This window comes from Paenibacillus sp. FSL M8-0228 (genome assembly GCF_038007385.1).
GTDB lineage: Bacteria > Bacillota > Bacilli > Paenibacillales > Paenibacillaceae > Paenibacillus > Paenibacillus polymyxa_D.
Map to the genome: position 1 here is coordinate 2,878,497 of NZ_JBBOXA010000001.1, position 17,573 is coordinate 2,896,069.

At 47.1% G+C, this 17,573-nt stretch carries 14 protein-coding genes and 2 pseudogenes; 15 read left to right on the forward strand and 1 reads right to left on the reverse strand.

What is annotated here, in order from left to right; genetic code table 11:
• The first annotated feature begins 2 nt into the window (after positions 1 to 2).
• From narI to MKY98_RS27075, 8 genes and pseudogenes are all read left to right on the forward strand, one after another.
• Positions 3 to 701 (forward strand): respiratory nitrate reductase subunit gamma, encoded by a 699-nt coding sequence (gene narI / locus MKY98_RS12825; protein WP_069011446.1) that lies wholly within the window; start codon positions 3 to 5, stop codon positions 699 to 701.
• A gap of 75 nt (positions 702 to 776) precedes the next feature.
• Positions 777 to 905: pseudogene (locus tag MKY98_RS12830) on the forward strand (tyrosine recombinase XerS); the annotation flags it as partial.
• A gap of 258 nt (positions 906 to 1,163) precedes the next feature.
• On the forward strand, positions 1,164 to 1,388 hold the full coding sequence (locus MKY98_RS12835) for a hypothetical protein (RefSeq protein ID WP_069011445.1): 225 nt from the start codon (positions 1,164 to 1,166) through the stop codon (positions 1,386 to 1,388).
• A gap of 548 nt (positions 1,389 to 1,936) precedes the next feature.
• On the forward strand, positions 1,937 to 3,391 hold the full coding sequence (locus tag MKY98_RS12840; protein WP_069011444.1) for a sucrose-specific PTS transporter subunit IIBC: 1,455 nt from the start codon (positions 1,937 to 1,939) through the stop codon (positions 3,389 to 3,391).
• A gap of 42 nt (positions 3,392 to 3,433) precedes the next feature.
• The gene (locus MKY98_RS12845; RefSeq protein WP_069011443.1) at positions 3,434 to 3,814 is read left to right on the forward strand and encodes a hypothetical protein; all 381 of its coding nucleotides are present in this window, start codon (positions 3,434 to 3,436) and stop codon (positions 3,812 to 3,814) included.
• Complete coding sequence (locus tag MKY98_RS12850) at positions 3,774 to 4,031, forward strand: hypothetical protein (protein ID WP_245249158.1); 258 nt, start codon at positions 3,774 to 3,776, stop codon at positions 4,029 to 4,031. The genes MKY98_RS12845 and MKY98_RS12850 overlap by 41 nt, the downstream gene beginning before the upstream one ends.
• Before the next feature lie 9 nt (positions 4,032 to 4,040).
• Positions 4,041 to 4,118: pseudogene (locus MKY98_RS27070) on the forward strand (PTS sugar transporter subunit IIA); the annotation flags it as partial.
• Between the two features lie 24 nt (positions 4,119 to 4,142).
• Positions 4,143 to 4,265: a hypothetical protein gene (locus MKY98_RS27075; RefSeq protein WP_412178876.1), complete on the forward strand. Its 123-nt coding sequence runs from the start codon at positions 4,143 to 4,145 to the stop codon at positions 4,263 to 4,265.
• Positions 4,266 to 4,433: 168 nt separating this feature from the next.
• Here the strand turns inward: MKY98_RS27075 and MKY98_RS12860 are convergent, their stop codons facing one another.
• The gene (locus MKY98_RS12860) at positions 4,434 to 6,629 is read right to left on the reverse strand and encodes an alpha-galactosidase (RefSeq protein WP_069011441.1); all 2,196 of its coding nucleotides are present in this window, start codon (positions 6,627 to 6,629) and stop codon (positions 4,434 to 4,436) included.
• Between the two features lie 147 nt (positions 6,630 to 6,776).
• Between MKY98_RS12860 and MKY98_RS12865 the strand changes: the two genes are divergently transcribed.
• The 7 genes from MKY98_RS12865 (at position 6,777) to MKY98_RS12895 (ending at position 17,426) form a co-directional block, all read left to right on the forward strand.
• Positions 6,777 to 7,670 (forward strand): helix-turn-helix transcriptional regulator, encoded by an 894-nt coding sequence (locus tag MKY98_RS12865; RefSeq protein ID WP_069011440.1) that lies wholly within the window; start codon positions 6,777 to 6,779, stop codon positions 7,668 to 7,670.
• A 101-nt stretch (positions 7,671 to 7,771) separates the two neighbouring features.
• Complete coding sequence (locus MKY98_RS12870) at positions 7,772 to 8,740, forward strand: LacI family DNA-binding transcriptional regulator (RefSeq protein WP_029515279.1); 969 nt, start codon at positions 7,772 to 7,774, stop codon at positions 8,738 to 8,740.
• 311 nt (positions 8,741 to 9,051) lie between these two features.
• Positions 9,052 to 10,002 carry an ABC transporter permease gene (locus tag MKY98_RS12875; RefSeq protein ID WP_176715754.1) on the forward strand — a complete coding sequence of 317 codons (951 nt, stop codon included), beginning with the start codon at positions 9,052 to 9,054 and terminating at the stop codon, positions 10,000 to 10,002.
• 13 nt (positions 10,003 to 10,015) lie between these two features.
• On the forward strand, positions 10,016 to 10,912 hold the full coding sequence (locus tag MKY98_RS12880; protein ID WP_069012408.1) for a carbohydrate ABC transporter permease: 897 nt from the start codon (positions 10,016 to 10,018) through the stop codon (positions 10,910 to 10,912).
• Positions 10,913 to 11,036: 124 nt separating this feature from the next.
• Entirely contained in the window at positions 11,037 to 12,662 is a 1,626-nt protein-coding gene (locus tag MKY98_RS12885) for an ABC transporter substrate-binding protein (protein WP_069012407.1), read from the forward strand.
• Positions 12,663 to 12,687: 25 nt separating this feature from the next.
• Complete coding sequence (locus tag MKY98_RS12890) at positions 12,688 to 15,156, forward strand: PfkB family carbohydrate kinase (protein WP_081317609.1); 2,469 nt, start codon at positions 12,688 to 12,690, stop codon at positions 15,154 to 15,156.
• Positions 15,153 to 17,426, forward strand: a complete 2,274-nt coding sequence (locus MKY98_RS12895; protein ID WP_069012406.1) for a GH32 C-terminal domain-containing protein — start codon at positions 15,153 to 15,155, stop codon at positions 17,424 to 17,426. The genes MKY98_RS12890 and MKY98_RS12895 overlap by 4 nt, the downstream gene beginning before the upstream one ends.
• Positions 17,427 to 17,573: the final 147 nt, after the last annotated feature.

Here is a 17,573-nt window from a genome sequence, read left to right on the forward strand (position 1 = left end):
TGATGACTGGTATCTTTTGGTGGGTCGTGTTTCCCTATCTCACCTTGACGGTGATGATCTTTGGCTTGCTCTATCGGTTTGCTTTTCGTCAGGTCAGCTGGACGGCGCCTTCCACGGAGATTTTTGAAAAAAGATGGCTCAGAATCGGTTCGACTGTGTTCCATTACGGGATCATTTTCGCGTTTGTTGGCCATATCATGGGTGTGTTGATCCCGCGCAGTGTTTATCATTTCTTCGGCATATCCGATGAGACCTATCATATATTTGCGATCGCGGGGGGCGGCTTTGCCGGTCTGATGGTCGTCATCGGTCTGGTTCTTCTGCTTATGCGCAAAATCCTTAACCGTCGGGTAAGGGCCCATGCGGGTTTTGGTGATTATTTTGCAGTGATTTTAGTCCTGATCATCGCAGCCATCGGAACCTATATGACCATCGTGTATAATACGACTGTGGTGGCCTATGAATACCGTACGACCATCGGGCCTTGGTTTCGCAGCCTGTTCACCTTTAATCCGCAATACGGGTTGATGCACATGGTTCCCTTCGTGTTTCAGCTTCACATCATCCTGGCGTTTCTTCTGTTCGCTTCCATTCCGTTTACCCATCTGGTCCATATGTTTTCTTTTCCCGCACGTTATCCGGCAAGATCTCCGCAGCAGTACCGTTCCAGAAACAGTTACCGGAAACGGGAGAGAACCTGATTTTTATTTTGATATGGACGAAAATTTCTGATGACAATAATAGCTGTTCATGAAGAGCATCTCTGCTTAACCAATGAGAAACTGATTGAAAAATATGCTTCAGCTTTTGGAAAACCAGCTTTATCCGTGCATTCTCTGAGACATTCATTTGCAACCCGTTATCACCTAGAGAACAATAATGTGCCCAGATTGAAAAACAACCTTTATTGTTGGTGGGCGATCAAATTAAGATTGAAGCTCTTGGAGGACAGAACATAGGATGTAGAAAGTCGCCCTTAATGGCGGCTTTTTTCTATAGTAATGGATTCAGAATGATGGTTTGCGTCCAAGGAGAATTCTTTCATGGAATACATAGATAAAATTGTATAATAATATATAATTCACCACTTGCAAGAGGTGATTTCAGTTTCATCATTGATCAAACGACCAAAGTGATGAACTTATAGGTGGGGAGGTTTATCAGTGCTTCTGAACTATTGCCATGACTATATTATGTTTTTTGATTGGTTAGTTTCAGAAAACTTTACTAAGGAATCTATGATTGATGAGGTAGGATTCAATGCTCAGCGCGTACTGATGGAGTACATGAAGATAGCTTTTGCAGACATTAATTGGGTAGAGACGATGGTAGATGATGAAGACGAAGGACTCACCGGAGACGAAACGGAGGCTTTAAGTATTCAATAAACCGATTCCTGAATATCGTAAGAACCCACATTGTTCTGCCAAGAGATGCTTAAATTCTTTCCTGACGATTGGCAGGCAAGCACTCTTATGGATTTAGCAAATAATCCTCGTGTTTCAGTCTGTTCAGGTCAGAGTGTAGGAAAACCGGGCTGGAAGCAGCAACGACCCTTTATTTTCTGCGGTGGATTTTTGTGTTAATGAAGGGGCAATTTTTTACCCTGCCATCGCATTAACTTACCATTGAGGATGACATGGATAGTGTTTTATTATCAAATAACAGCCCCCTTACAAAATTTAATATAAAACAAACATTTTGAATTGAGCAATTTTTTTCCTATGGCAAGGGTTGTATGTCCATCCAATCCTACGGGTGGTCAAAAGGGGCTTATTGAAGGGAGCGAGAAGTGGTGAAGTGGGGCAATAACCTTCTTCGGAGAAAGTAATAGGAGGGCAGTTGTTTTCGAACAAAAATTACCGGCCAATGTCGGTAACGAACATTTTTTTTAATTAAATTGGAACCGGTTTCATAATATTAGGAGGAGAGAAATATGGATTACAAGCAAGTTGCAGCTGACATCCTGGATGCCCTGGGAGGTAAGGAAAACATAACGGCAGCTGCTCATTGTGCGACGCGATTGCGGCTCGTTCTTGAAGATGAATCTTTGCTTGATCAAAAAGCGCTTGATCAAATGGACGTTGTTAAAGGGACTTTTTCTATAGCAGGGCAATATCAAATTATCCTTGGAGCCGGGATTGTAAATAACGTGTATGGCGAGTTCGCCAAACTTACGGGTCTCGGAGAAATGTCCACCGGCGATGTAAAGACGGCAGGAGCAGCTAAAATGAATCCGCTTCAACGACTTGTGAAAGCACTTTCCGACATTTTTGTTCCGATCATTCCGGCGATTGTTGCCGGGGGTCTATTAATGGGGATCAACAACGTTCTGACTGCCAGCAATCTGTTTGGTCCCAGGTCTCTGGTCGAGATGTACCCTGGTATTGCCGATTGGGCAAGCATTATTAATTTATTCGCCAACGCTCCATTTGTTTTCCTTCCCATCCTGATCGGCTTCTCGGCCACTCGCAAGTTTGGTGGAAATCCTTATTTGGGTGCGGCGCTGGCCATGATTATGGTTCATCCCGATCTGCTTAATGGTTACAGCTACGGCCAGGCACTTGTAGATGGGACAGTACCCACCTGGCAACTGTTCGGTTTCTCAATCGAAAAGGTTGGCTATCAGGGAACGGTTCTGCCAGTACTGGCCATATCCTATATTTTATCGGTAATCGAGAAAAATTTGCGAAAGGTAATTCCATCTTATCTTGATAATCTGTTGACTCCCTTGCTGTCTGTCCTCGTTACCGGCCTCTTGACCTTTGCTGTTGTTGGACCGGTCCTTCGCGCCGCGGGCAACGGACTGACAGATGGTCTCTTCTGGCTCTATGATACGACGGGTTTCATTGGAGGAGGTATTTTCGGTTTTTTCTATTCTTCGATTGCCATAACGGGAATGCATCACAGTTTCCTCGCTGTGGATACCCAACTATTGTCGGACGTTGCTAAGACGGGCGGATCCTTCTTGCTTCCGATTGCCTCGATGGCGAATATCGCTCAGGGCGCGGCTACGCTGGCCGTCTTTCTCATCACACGCAACAGCAAGACGAAGAGTATCGCCTCAGCTGCCGGCATATCCGCGCTGCTCGGTATTACCGAACCTGCAATGTTCGGAATCAACCTGAAGCTTCGCTACCCGTTCATTGCTGCGATGATCGGTTCCGGCCTGGCTTCCGCCTATATTGCTTACGCACATGTGCTGTCCATTTCAATGGGACCGGCGGCGCTACCCGGTATTATCGCAATCCGTCCACAGTCCATCGCTGATTTCTGTATCGGCATGGGCATCAGCTTTCTGGTTACGTTTCTCATCACCCTGCTCTGGGGCAAGCGGAAAAATGCGTCAGCCTCAGGGGAGACTTCAAGCGAAGCAGCGGATCGACCGTAAGTTTAAGCATGCTTGGAACTATTTTGCAGTAAGGAGGTTGCTGTGGAGTGGACAAAAGAAGAGAGATACAGAAGATTAGAAGATACCAATACGGAGGAAATCTCCGGTCTGGCCGCCAGAGTGGCAAGGTGCCCCTGGCGCCAGGGGTATCATATCCAGCCTGAGACAGGGTTGCTGAACGACCCGAATGGATTTGCTTTTTTTCATGAAGAGTATCATTTGTTCTATCAATGTTTTCCTCTCGGTACTGTGCATGGTCTCAAATATTGGTATCATACCAGCTCTCGGGATCTCGTTCACTGGACGAACCGGGGAGTGGCGTTAAAACCGGACCGGGATTTTGACAGTCATGGAGTATACTCGGGCAGTGCAATCGAACACAATGGGCGATTGTACCCTCAGGTACACCGGCAATACACATGATAAGAGTTGGGAGCGAGTGCCTTATCAGTGTATGGCTCAAATGGAGAGAGATGGACGTATACACAAGTTCTCCTCCCCGGTTATAAGCGGACCTCCGTCCGGGTATACCGATCATTGTCGCGACCCCAAAGTATGGAAACAGAAAGATTGCTTTTATGCCGTTTGGAGCGCAACGTTCCAATCTTACCGGCTGAGCCATGCTCTATCGCTCCATTGATCTTTACAAATGGGAAGAGGGTTTACTCTACGAGTTCAGACCGGTGACAAAATCAAGAAAGGACAGCTGCTGGAATTTGATATTTCCGAAATCGAGCAGGCGGGCTTTCCGGTGATCACACCAGTGTTGGTCCCGGACGACCAGGAAATGGTGAAACCGGTGGAGACGATGGAAGGCGCTGGGGTGGTAGACGGTGTCCCCACTGCTTCGTGTTCACTTAAAATGATGGTGTAGCTTGGATTTATCGGAGAACCGGCAAGCTGTTACAGCACATTTGCCAGTTGATTTTTGCTTCTCAAAATAATATAACCACGGCGAAGGGGCATAGCGAGCAGGGCCTGAAATCTCATGATTTCAGGCCCTGCTTTCTGTTGGACTTCTAATTTTTTTGCTTTGATACATTCATTGCTCGTCGATCTTACTAAACCGCCAGAACAGGCTGATAAAATCCCCTTTTATTCTTGGAAGTGTCAAACCGGCGTACATCAGCTCGTCACCTCCGTATATCTTTCCAGTTTCGTGATGGCGGTACAGGTAACGCGAATTCAATCCTTTGCATTTCAGAATAGGCACCCTTTCACCCGGCTGGCTCAGCACTCGGAAGAAAGCAAGTACAGCTTCGCTCTGGTCATCAGAAACAAAGGCCCAGGCCACCTCGTTGCCCTCGAACGGACTTAAAATGCGATAAAATTCTCCGAATTGGATAAGGGGGCGAATTGCTTTATATAGCGCAACTTGGGACTTGATCGCTATCTTTTCCTGCGACGACATCTTGGTAAGATCGAGTTCGTAGCCAAGGTTTCCCGACATCGCGACATGTCCTCGGGTGTCAAGAGGAGTAACCCGGTTGACTTGATGATTCGGTACACCCGAAACATGAGCGCCCATAGACACAGCCGGATAGACCATACTGTTGCCGTACTGGATTTTTAGCCGACTGATCGCATCGGTATTGTCGCTTGTCCACGTTTGCGGCATGTAATAGAGCATGCCGGGATCATAGCGCCCTCCCCCGCTGGAACAGCTCTCGAACAGTACATCCGGAAAGACGGAAGTGAGCTCGTCCAATACCCTATACAGACCGAGGATATACCGGTGTCCTGTTTCGCGCTGGCGCTCCGCCGGAAGCAGGGCAGAGCCGATCTCCGTCAAATGGCGGTTCATGTCCCATTTGACATAAGTAATCGGTGCGGAAGACAGAACATCGGACAGCGCTCCAACAATATAGTCGCATACATCCCGCCGCGCCAGATCGAGAACAAGCTGATTTCGCCCCACCGTGTGGGGACGATCCGTCACATGAAGACACCAGTCGGGATGGCGCCGGTAGAGTTCGCTGTCCGGTGAGACCATCTCCGGTTCGAACCACAGACCGAACTGCATGCCCATTCCGGTTATCCGCCGGGCCAGATTGTCCAGCCCCTCCGGAAGCTTGCGACGGTCAACGGTCCAGTCGCCCAGGGAACTCAAATCATTGTCCCGCTTGCCGAACCAGCCGTCGTCCAGGACAAAGAGCTCCATACCAAGTTCTTTCCCTTCGCGGGCGATCGCTTCGATCTTGTCGGTGTTAAAGTCAAAGTAGGTGGCCTCCCAGTTATTAATTAGAATCGGCCGTTCGGCGTCACGAAATTTGCCGCGACTGAGCCGCGTGCGGTAGAGCCTATTAAAGACGCGGGACATCCCGCCCAAGCCTTGTGCAGAGTATACCATGACGGTCTCGGGCGTTTGAAATCTTTCTCCGGGAGCCAACTGCCAGGAGAAGCCAAACGGATTGATGCCGATCGACAACCGAGTCGTCCGGTACTGCTGAACCTCGGCCTGGGCTATGAAGTTTCCGCTGTAAACGAGATTGAGCGCGTATACCTCGCCATTGTCTTCATCAGCGCCAGGACGAAGCAGGGCCAGAAACGGATTCTGCTGGGGACTGCTGGCACCTCGCCGGCTTTCCGCATTCTGGATGCCGGGCATAAGGGGTCTCCGCGCAATATTTCGCTCATTGGTATGCGTACCGTAGAAGGTCAACATGTCATACTCGTCATCTCTGAAATCGATACTGGCGCTGAGCGCGCGAAGAAGGACCAGATTGTCGGAGCCGGTATGGTCGAAACGAACCGACCGAGCGATGGCGTCGTATTTGTTAAAGACAGTATAAATTAAGGTAGCACGCAGACCGGTCAGTGCATCTTCAAGCACAAGCTCCAGCGTATCCGCTTCGTCCTCCCTCTCGATGTAAGTGGCAGGAAGACCTGGAAGCTTTGGCTTGCCGGCGAATATCCGATGAGTCTGGTAACGGAAATCACAGATTTCAGATCCATTAGACTGGCCGACCTGATAGGCGGGTATGCCAAAATCGCCGTTCCCGTAACCCGGATACTCCTGCGGAAGGTTGTCCAAGGAGAACCTTCGGTCAGCAGGGTCAGGATTCGGCGAAAAGCCCCGATCGATAAAATCAAAAGGTACAGAATCCTGGTAGATGGCGATTCGTCGTCCCCAGTATAAATGCCCAAGGTAGCCGTCGCGAACAATCTGAATGCAGTAGCTGGAACCGGGGGTTTGCAGGTGAAATACCATGCGTTTCTCATCGTAATGAATGCCCATAAGTGAAATCGTGCTCCTTTTAGTGTTATAATTTAGTAAGCGTATGAAATAACTGATTATAGAAAATTCGTCTTTATCATTAGCGTAAAGGTGCAGAAGAACCGAAACAAGAGTAACTTTATAAATTGAGGAGGGTGAAATATTGCTGTGAATCATGGGGAGGGAAACGGGAAAGAGAAGCAGTCCTCGATATCTTTTCACTTTATAACACCTATGCCCTATATCTTGTTAAAAGGTGCTGGATATGAGCTGATTACTTCGCATGATTATATCTGGGATGGACGGAACCGTACCGGAGACCATTGTGTGCTTCAATATACATTGAATGGTCGCGGTGAGATTGAAACGGGGGGGAGGAGACATTCCCTCGAGCCGGGGGATGCTTTTCTGGCTGATGTTCCGGGCGACCATATCTACCGTCTCCCCTCTGATTCTCCCAGATGGGAAGTGCTTTACTTCGAACTGTCACACTTGGCGCTGCATCTCCTCCAGGAATGGCTGGACATAAGCGGCTACATTTTCCGGATTGAGCCGGGGACCGATTTGGAGCATCTCCTGTGGGTGACTTATCGGGAAGCTATTGAGAACAGCTACCGCGATATGTATCAGTGCTCACGGGCTGCTTATTCACTGGCCATGTCACTGGCGAGTCATCTTGTCACTCTTGCCAGCAGCGTCCCATTGCCTCCGATTGTAGAACGCTGTAAGACCTTCATTGACAGTAATCTGCATCGGAGCATTGGCCTTCAGGACATGGCGGAGGTCTCCGGATGTTCTAAATTTCATCTCACCCGTGAGTTTGAGCACAAGCTTGGCCTCTCTCCCGGCCGCTATTTAACTCGTATGAGGTTGGAAAGAGCGGCTGCGCTTCTGCTGGAGCCCGCAAATCTGACATTGGAGCAGGTGGCGGAACAGTCCGGTTTCTCGAATGCGAATTATTTCGGCAAAGTGTTCCGAAAGTATACAGGAATGGCTCCAGGCGAATTCCGCATGGAGGGCGATTTGTATCAAATTCGGCGGTTGATCCGGAGCGATCAATGAAAATAGGGTGAAAAAAGTCAGAAAAAAAGCGCTTCAAAGATTATTGAAACGTTTCCAACTTCGTGCTATTATAATTCCCATAAGAGATATGGGGGGGTTAAATGCCAAGTATTAGAGATGTAGCTAAGATAGCTGGTGTTGCTGTGGGAACGGTGTCCCGCGTTATTAATAACTCGGGCTCTGTAAAACCAGATACACGAAGGAAAGTGGAGAAAGCTATACAAGAACTGAATTATTTTCCTAATGAAGTCGCTCGAAATTTTAAAATGAGGAAATCCAAGATGGTAGCCTTGCTGCTTCCAAGTATCTGGCATCCTTTTTTTTCTGAACTGGCTTATTACATTGAGGATGAGTTAGATCGGGAAGGCTTTAAGCTCATGTTATGTAATAGCGGCGGCAAGCCAGAAAAGGAACTGTATTACCTGGATATGCTACGTCAAAACAAAGTGGCTGGTATTGTCGGCATTACTTACAATGATATAGAAAATAGCGTAAGCAATGACATTCCGATTCTAAGTATTGACAGACATTTCAACAAAAAAATCACTTGTGTGACCTCAGATAATTATGAGGGAGGCCGTCTAGCTTTGAGGGAACTTGTTAAGGCAGGGGCCCAAAAACCGGCCTTTATAGGAAGTGTAACTTCAATTTTTAGTGAAACCATGAATCGAAGAAAAGGTTTCATTGATGAGGCGAAAAAATTGGGTGTAGACCATGTTGTATACGAGAAACCAGATCCTATTGTGGACGACGAAGCCTATTTTGGCGAATTTCTATCTAAGCATCGGGATGTGGATGGCATTTTCGCTATTACCGATATGTTTGCCGCCAAATATATAGAAAGAGCAGGTAGGCAGGGTATTCGAGTTCCAGAAGATGTAAAGGTCATCGGTTATGACGGCATTCAGGATCATCGTTATTTTCATCCGATATTGTCTACAATTAGGCAGCCAGTGGAGGAGATGGCACGTCTGACAATCAGACTACTGTATCAAAAGATGGATGGTATAACTTTAGATCAGCAAGTGTATCGTCTCCCCGTTATCTTCAGGCAGGGCGAAACGACATGAGTTTTATTGTATAAATATTAGCTCATTCAGTTGGATCTCAGTCTGGATCTGCAAACTCGCCTTTTTTTTATAATAAATTGGAAACGTTTCATTTGACAATCAGACTACTCTGTTAAAAGATCCAAGGAATAAGTTTGGATCAGCAAATGTATCGTCTCCTGTTATCTTAGGCAAGGTTGTTTTTGACTTTGGAAAAACTTCAGCTCATTCGGTGGATTTATGGTATGGATCACCGACTGAAGTTTTTCTTTTAATAAATTGGAAACGTTTCAAAAATGAAAATATTCTTTTACAAGAAAGGGAGTGTAATGATGAATTCAAGAACTAGTGAGTGGGATCATTCTACGATCAAGCCAAATCGCAAAATATGGAACCAGATCAAACGTGACTATGAACTATATCTGTTTTTGCTGCCAATCATTATTATTTATCTCGTATTTAAGTACTATCCAATGTATGGAATACAAATTGCTTTTAAGGATTTTTCACCAAGTCGGGGGATTTGGGGAAGCGAGTGGGTAGGTTTTAAGCACTTTATTGATTTTTTCGATTCCTATAACTTCTGGACGATCATGACCAATACGCTTACACTCAGTGCTCTATCGCTTGTGTTTAGCTTCCCAGCTCCGATTATTATAGCGATTATGCTCAATCAGATGCTGGCCAAGAGATACAAGAAAATTGTACAGACTGTAATTTATGCACCACACTTTATTTCGACCGTAGTGCTCGTCGGTATGCTTAATGTTTTTCTGTCTCCAAACAGCGGAATTGTGAATCACATCATCACTTGGTTTGGAGGGGACCCCATTATGTTCTTAGCCGACGAAGGGTGGTTCCGCCCTTTGTATATTTTATCAGGGGTTTGGCAAGAGACAGGTTTTGCTACCATCATTTACCTTGCTGCGTTGGCAGGGGTCAATCCAGAATTGCATGAAGCCGCGATCATGGATGGAGCAAGCAAATGGAAGCGCGTAATGCATGTGGATATTCCAAGCATTTTGCCGACGATCGTCATCTTATTGATTCTCGCACTCGGTAACATTATGGGTATCGGTTTTGAAAAGGCTTTCCTTATGCAGAACGATTTGAATTATGCCACCTCCAATATCATTCCGACCTATGTTTATGAAATCGGGATTCAAAAAGCACAATACAGCTTTTCTACAGCAGTTGGCCTGTTTAATTCAGTTGTAAATATTATCCTGATAGTCACCGTCAACCGGATCGCAAAAAAATTGACGGAAACCAGCCTGTGGTAAGGGGGAGTTCATTTTGAATCAATTATTAAAGAGAAAAAGCAAGGGAGACATGTGGTTTGACATCGTCAACTACGTCATGCTGACCATAGTTATGTTGCTTGTATTATTCCCGCTGTATTTTGTATTGATTGCTTCACTCAGTGACCCCAATCTCATCTACTCAGGTGAAGTATGGTTCTTTCCAAAGGGTTTTACGCTGGATGGATACGGGCGAATATTCAGCGATTCATCTATATGGATTGGATATGCCAATTCGATCTTATATGCGAGTCTAGGAACATTAATCGGAGTTGCCGTGACCATATGTGCAGCTTACCCGTTAGCTCGTAAAGGACTGGCAGGAAAGTCGGTGATAATGTGGTTTTTACTGATCTCCATGTTTTTTAGTGGGGGGTTGATCCCGACCTATTTGCTGATTAAAGATCTTCACATGCTGAATACGATCTGGGCACTTGTTATTCCTGGAGCGGGAGGTGTGTTCAATGTCATTATCGTAAGGACTTTTTTTCAGTCGACCATCCCGGATGAAATGTGGGAGGCCGCTTCCATTGATGGTTGTTCCAATACCAGATTTTTTTGGAGCATCGTATTACCTTTGTCTAAGTCCGTTATAGCCGTAATGGTACTGTATCATGTTGTCGGGTTCTGGAATGGTTTCTTTGACGCTTTGATTTACTTGAACGATGAAAGCAAGTATCCATTACAACTGGTCCTTCGCAACATTCTTGTCCAGAATCAGGCCAACTCGAGCATGATGATAGACGTGGAATCCTATGCAGCGAAGATGCGCGTTACAGAGCTTATCAAATATGGTGTCATCATGGTATCCAGCCTACCGTTGCTGATTTTGTATCCTTTCCTGCAAAAATACTTTGTTAAAGGCGTGATGATCGGCTCGATCAAAGGCTAACATTGTCATGGTGCCTGAAAGGGGGAATGTGCAACAGAATACCTAAATTCAGCATTCAGACAAGTAAATAACTAGGACAAGGGAAGTTCTCAGCTTGTGGACTGACATAAGGAGGTTATGTACGATGAAATTATTCAAAAGGGCTGGAATTCTAATGCTGGCTGGAGTGTTTGCTCTTAGCGGATGTTCGGGAGGCGGAGGCGAGTCAAAAAATCAGACGGTGAATCCAGATCAGGATGCAAATTTTAATAAAACCGGTCTTCCGATTGTTAAAGAAGCGGTGACATTAAAGATGGTATCCCCAAAAGCTGCTTTAGCGCCAGATTACTCGAAAATGGAAATATTTAAGCGGCTGGAAAAACAAACAAACGTAAAAATTGATTGGGAAAACATTCCAGACACTGACTTTGCAGAGAAGAAAAATTTGTTGTTGGCCAGCGGAGATTTGCCAGATGCCTTTTACGGAGCTGGATTCACAGATTACGATCTAATCAATTACGGTAAAGACGGAACCATTATTCCGCTGGAGAATTTAATTGATAAATATGCGCCTAATTTGAAAGCGCTTCTCGATCGACGGCCTGATATTAAACTAGCCATCACAGCGCCAGACGGTCACATCTATGGGCTGCCGTCGTGGGAAGAGAATAAGCTCGATACCAACCCCTTCTTTCACGTTATCAATAAAAATTGGCTCGATAAACTGGGCTTAAAATTACCTCAAACGCTGGACGAATACACGCAGGCTTTGATTGCCTTTAAAACGAAGGACCCGAACGGCAATGGCAAGGCTGATGAAATCCCATTAAGCTTTATGCATATGCAGTGGTGTAGTGACATTGCTGGCATATTCGGAGCTTTCGGTCTTCCGGATAATTTGGAACATCGGATCGTCCGCGAAGGTAAAGTGATCTTTACCGCTACGCAACCTCAATATAAGGAAGCATTAAAATATATTCATGATAACTGGTATAAGCAGGGGCTGATTGACCCTGAATCGTTCACCCAGGATGCCGCTCAGTATTTAGCAAAAGGCAAAACACCAGATGAAACGCTCGGCTCCTACGTTTGGTGGGAAGTCGAAGAAGTTGTCGGACCGGAGCGTAGTAAGGATTATGCTCTGCTGCCCCCGCTTAAAGGCCCAAATGGAGATCAAATGATTGGTCGCAACAACGGCGGCGGTCCGGGACGAGGTAGCTTCGTGATTACAAAGGAGAACCGTTATCCGGCAATGACGATGCGTTGGATCGATCAACAGTATGACCCTTACATGGCGGCTCAAATTCACTGGGGTCCGTTGGATGTCGTATTCAAGAAGGACGAAAAAGGAAAATTGGTGAACCTGCCGCTTCCCAAGGGAGTCTCCGCAGGTGAATTCCGTCAAAAAGTGGCTCCAGGCACAGGAAATCCGGGCGTCATTACTTTCGATGACTTCGGAAAAGTTGTTGATATGGAACCCCGAGCTCAGAAGCGTGCTGAGTATTTGGAGAAATATTACATTCCATATATGAAAAAGGAAAACTATCCGAGCATCTTCTTTGAACCGGATGAACTAGATAAAATCAATCGGATTGAGCCAGAACTTATTAAATATGTAAATACCCAAAGAGGCAAGTTCATCGTCGATGGCGAGGTAGATGAAAAGTGGGACAGCTATGTGAAGACACTCGAGAAGATGGGGCTGAACGAATTAATGGAGATCTATCAAAAAGGGTTGGATCGATATAATGCAAATTTAAAAAATAAATAATCAAACGATAGGTGGGGAGAAAACTGTGCTTGATGTAATAACCATTGGGGAAGTATTGATAGACTTTACGCCATCAGGTCGTACCACGGGAGGCAACGAGCAGTTTGAATGCAATCCTGGAGGGGCTCCGGCTAACGTAGCAGCTGCTCTATCCCGTTTGGGAGCTAGAGCGACATTGATTAGCAAAGTTGGGGATGATCAATTCGGTTCCTTGCTGCACGATACCTTGATGAACGGCGGCATCGACGTGTCTGCGCTTACGTTTACAGATGAAGCCAATACAACGCTGGCATTTGTTCATCTGGATGACAACGGAGACCGATCGTTCAGCTTCTACCGGAAACCAGGAGCGGATACATACTTGCGCACGCAGGATGTCCCGTTCGATAGGATTGAAAACTGCCATGCACTGCACTTTGGTTCTTTGTCGATGACCCATGAGCCGGCCCGTACGGCAACAAGAGCGGCAGTTGTGAAGGCTAAAGAGGCAGGAGTCCTGCTTTCATTCGATCCGAATATCCGGTTTGCTTTATGGGAGAGTAAAGAGGAAGCGAAACAGAATATCCTTTGGGGCATGAAGTATGCAGATATCCTGAAAATATCGGAAGATGAGCTCCACTTTATAATGGGTACAACTGATGTGGAAAAAGGCTCGCTAGAGCTGCAACAGCAATTCGGCATCGCCGGGATCTTCGTAACTTTAGCGGAAAAAGGCTGCTATTACCGATTAGCTGATCATGACGGATATGTGCCGGGTTTTCAAGTAGAGGCCACTGATACGACAGGAGCCGGCGACGCTTTTCTGGGCTGCTTGTTATATAAGATACTGAAAGCCGGTGTTTATTTGAATCAGCTGACCAAACAGCAAATCATCGGTATGCTAACTTTTGCTAATGCCGGCGGTGCATTATTAACCACACGGAAAGGGGCTCTTCAATCTATGCCGACGACAGATGAAATTACCCAGATAATCGAGACAAATAAACAGCACGATGATGATAGATTTAGGCCGGGTTTTCATTTTTCACCTCACTCCCATTGGTTGAATGATCCCAACGGATTAGTCTATTACGAGGGAGTCTATCATCTGTTTTATCAGCACCATCCTTATAGTAACCAATGGGGACCAATGCACTGGGGTCATGCTGTAAGCCAAGACCTGGTTCATTGGGAGCATATGCCTATCGCTCTGTTCCCGGATGAGCATGGCGCTATTTTCTCCGGTTGCTGTGTGGTTGACTGGAATAATAGCAGCGGACTGTTCGATGGTTCCCATGGATTGATCGCACTCTTCACTCATGCAGACAGCTGTCCGGAGACCGAACAACCTCGCCAGCGGCAAAGCCTGGCTTACAGCAGCGATAAAGGCCGAACTTGGCACAAATATGAGGAGAACCCAATACTCGACGAGCATGATCTGGTCGACTTCCGGGACCCCAAGGTGTTCTGGCATTCGCCAAGTGCATCCTGGATTATGGCTCTTGTCGCGGGAGACCACGTTCGGTTTTATCGTTCCGACAATTTGCGTGAATGGTCGTTGTCAGGCGAATTCGGAAAGAGTGAAGGCTCGCATGACGGAGTTTGGGAATGCCCTGATCTCTTTGAATTGCCGGTTGATGACAGCGGACATTCCAAATGGGTACTTATCATAAGCATCGGAGATAATCCCAACTGTCCAGAAGGCTCACGCACGCAATACTTTATCGGAGAGTTCGACGGAAATACGTTCATCAATGACCATCCGGCCGATCATATCCTGTGGCTGGATTATGGCCGGGACAATTATGCGGGGGTCACCTGGTCGGATATAGCTGAGCAGGACGGACGGCGTGTGATCATCGGATGGATGAGCAACTGGAAATATGCTAACCAAACGCCTACCGGGGCCTGGAGAGGCACAATGACTCTGCCTCGCGTCTTGTCATTGACCAGTCGAGACGAGGGCGTAGTTCTGACCCAAATGCCTGTTCGGGAAATAGAGCAGCTGCGGAAAGGAACGCTCTGCTGGAATGAGGTTAAGGTTACGCCAGAGGTGCCGTTTACGCAAAAAACGAATGATGTTCTGCTTGAAATTGAAGCGGATATCGACATTCGTTCCGAAGACGAGGTTCATATTAAAATGAAGTCCTCTGGGCAAAGTGAGACTATTATCGGTTATGACCCTGTGCGCCAATGGCTATTCATCGACCGCTCGAAATCGGGCCTGAGTGATTTCTACCCGTCGTTTGCGTGCAAGCACGGTGCTAGAATGGTTTCGGAGAATGGGAAGATCAAGCTGCATATCTGGCTGGATCGCAACGCGGTTGAAGTGTACGCGAATGAGGGCTTGGTTGCACTGACGGATCAAATATTCCCTGATGCTCCGATGGATCGTATTGAGATAAGTGCGAAATCAGGGGAAGTTGTAGTGAACTCGTTTTATATGCATGCTCTTAACTCCATTCATATTCCTAATGGTCCAACGGAGCAGACATCCAGGAGGGTTGAAGTATGAGCCATGCAACCGATAATCGGGGATTGATTATGTATTGGGCCTTCAATGAAGGAACCGGTACAAGCGCTCTGGAGAGCGTATCCCAAGTCCAGGATAATATCCAGTACGTGTTTAACCAAGCGGAGTTTACTCAACCTTGCCCTCCACGGTGGAGACAGGGGGTAATTGGAAATGGGCTTCTGTTCGATGGTTATTCGACTTACATTGCGCATTCGTTCGATGAGGGAAATCAGAACACCGAGCCAGAGTATCGATCAGCGTTAAGCATAGGAGTATGGGTAGCCCCACGCTCCTATGAATGGGGGGATGATGGCAAATTGTCCGCCATCGTGAACCGCTACAACCTGGATCGCAAGCAGGGTTATCTGCTCGGCATGTTCCGTCACGGTTCCTGGTCCTTCCAAGTCGGGCTGGAAGGAGGAGACTGGAAGGAACTTTGGTCGCCGGACGGCCATGAACTGCCCAAGAATGAATGGTCATACGTGAATGCTGTGTTCGATGGGAACCAAGGGGAAATCAAGCTGTATTTAAACGGCAGTGAAATCGCTTCAGCTGCCGTGCCTCGTGGTTCCCGCCTGGCTGAGGCGGCGGACACGGATCTTCTTATCGGCAAGAATAACCATAGCAGCCTGCTGGCGGAAGTGTTCAGCCTGCACATGTTTAGCGGTATCATTGATGAACTCAAGATTTATAATCGGGCGCTGAGCGCGGAAGAAGTGGCCGCTTCTTATCGGCATGTGCTGGATACCTTTCATGAAGGTATCCGGCCACAATTAAACTATGACGAGATCAAGCTGGACCGAACGCCACTGCTACTTGATCGGCACAGACCGCAATATCATGTTAGCCCGCCGGCCCATTGGATGAACGAACCTCATGCACCGATCTATTTTGACGGGCAATATCATTTGTTCTATCAGCATAACCCGCAGGGGCCGTTCTTTCATCAGATCCATTGGGGACATTGGGTAAGTCAGGATTTGGTGCATTGGCGTGATCTACCCGTGGCCCTGGCGCCCGAAAAGGATCAGCTCGCACCGGACGGGATCTGGTCGGGAAGCGCAACCTATGATGCTGACGGACTTCCTGTCTTGTTCTTTACGGCAGGTAATGACAGCGCTTCTCCGAATCAGAGCGTAGCGCTTGCCCGAAGCACTTATACCCTTGACGGAAACCCGGATCTGGTTCAGTGGGTCAAACATCCAGAGCCGTTGATCGTGCAGAAGAAGGGAATGGGCGCATTTGGGGATTTCCGAGATCCATTCGTATGGAAGGACGATGACGGCTGGTATGCTCTGGTCGGGTCCGGAATTGAAGGTGGAGCAGCACTGGCATTTGCGTCACAGGATATGCTGAATTGGACGTATAAAGGGCCGTTTTTTAAAGCGGATATTCAGAAGTTTCCTTACCTTGGACCCATCTGGGAGCTCCCTGTGCTTCTTCCCCTTGGCAGTGACAAGCAGGGAGTGAACAAACATCTGCTGCTTGTCAGCCCTGTGGGGAAGGGAGCGGATGTCGAGGTGTTCTATTGGATCGGACAACTTGACAAGCAAAATCTTTCGTTCATCCCCGATCAAGAAGAGCCTCAATTGATTGATGTCGGGGATTTCCATTTTACCGGACCGAGCGGAATGGTTGATCCGAAGACCGGCAGAAATATCGTCTTTACGATAGCCCAAGGCGACCGGACCTCCGAGATGGAATATAAGTCGGGTTGGGCTCATAACGGAGGCTTGCCGTTAAGCGTGTATTTGAGGGATGACGGACGTCTGGGAATAGAGCCGATTCAGGAGCTTCAATCGCTGCGTGGCCCTAAGCGGCTATCGCTTCGGGACCAGTCATTGGCTGAAACTAATGTGCAGCTTAGGAATGTTCATGGTGACATGCTTGAGATTCAATTGGAATTGGAGCCCGGCAGCGCCAAAAAATTCGGAGTCAAGGTCCGTTGTACGCCGGACGGAGAGGAAGAAACTCTGCTGTATTATGATTGGAATCAAGCGTTGCTCATGGTCGACCGCTCGAAAACGACCCTGCATCCTGGAGAAAAGTGCGGAGGGATTCAAGGCGGTAAGTTGGAGCTGCTTGGGGAGAATCTGAAGCTTCACATTTATTTGGACCGCTCCATGGTCGAAGCTTATGCAAGCGGATTGAAAAGCCTGACAACCCGGGTATATCCGAGCCGTATGGATGCTTTGGGACTCGAGATTTGGGGAGATGGAGAACCGTTTGTTAAATCCTTGGATATATGGGATATGCAGTCCGTTTGGTAAGACGGTTGTTTAGGCGCTCCTTACGAATGGGGTATGCACAAATGATCAAGAAACTTTGCATTCCTCCGTTTGGAAATTTTTCATTCATATTCTCCCTTCTTCATGACTATTCATCTTTGTACAAGGAGAGCATTTCGAAATGAGGTA

Excerpts from the sequence above, each read along its gene's own strand:
- MKY98_RS12860 (WP_069011441.1), bottom strand. The coding sequence starts at position 6,629 with ATGGGCATTCATTACGATGAGAAACGCATGGTATTTCACCTGCAAACC.
- MKY98_RS12895 (WP_069012406.1), top strand. The coding sequence starts at position 15,153 with ATGAGCCATGCAACCGATAATCGGGGATTGATTATGTATTGGGCCTTC.
- MKY98_RS12840 (WP_069011444.1), top strand. The coding sequence starts at position 1,937 with ATGGATTACAAGCAAGTTGCAGCTGACATCCTGGATGCCCTGGGAGGT.
- MKY98_RS12870 (WP_029515279.1), top strand. The coding sequence starts at position 7,772 with ATGCCAAGTATTAGAGATGTAGCTAAGATAGCTGGTGTTGCTGTGGGA.
- MKY98_RS12875 (WP_176715754.1), top strand. The coding sequence starts at position 9,052 with ATGAATTCAAGAACTAGTGAGTGGGATCATTCTACGATCAAGCCAAAT.
- MKY98_RS12885 (WP_069012407.1), top strand. The coding sequence starts at position 11,037 with ATGAAATTATTCAAAAGGGCTGGAATTCTAATGCTGGCTGGAGTGTTT.
- MKY98_RS12850 (WP_245249158.1), top strand. The coding sequence starts at position 3,774 with ATGGGCGATTGTACCCTCAGGTACACCGGCAATACACATGATAAGAGT.
- narI (WP_069011446.1), top strand. The coding sequence starts at position 3 with ATGACTGGTATCTTTTGGTGGGTCGTGTTTCCCTATCTCACCTTGACG.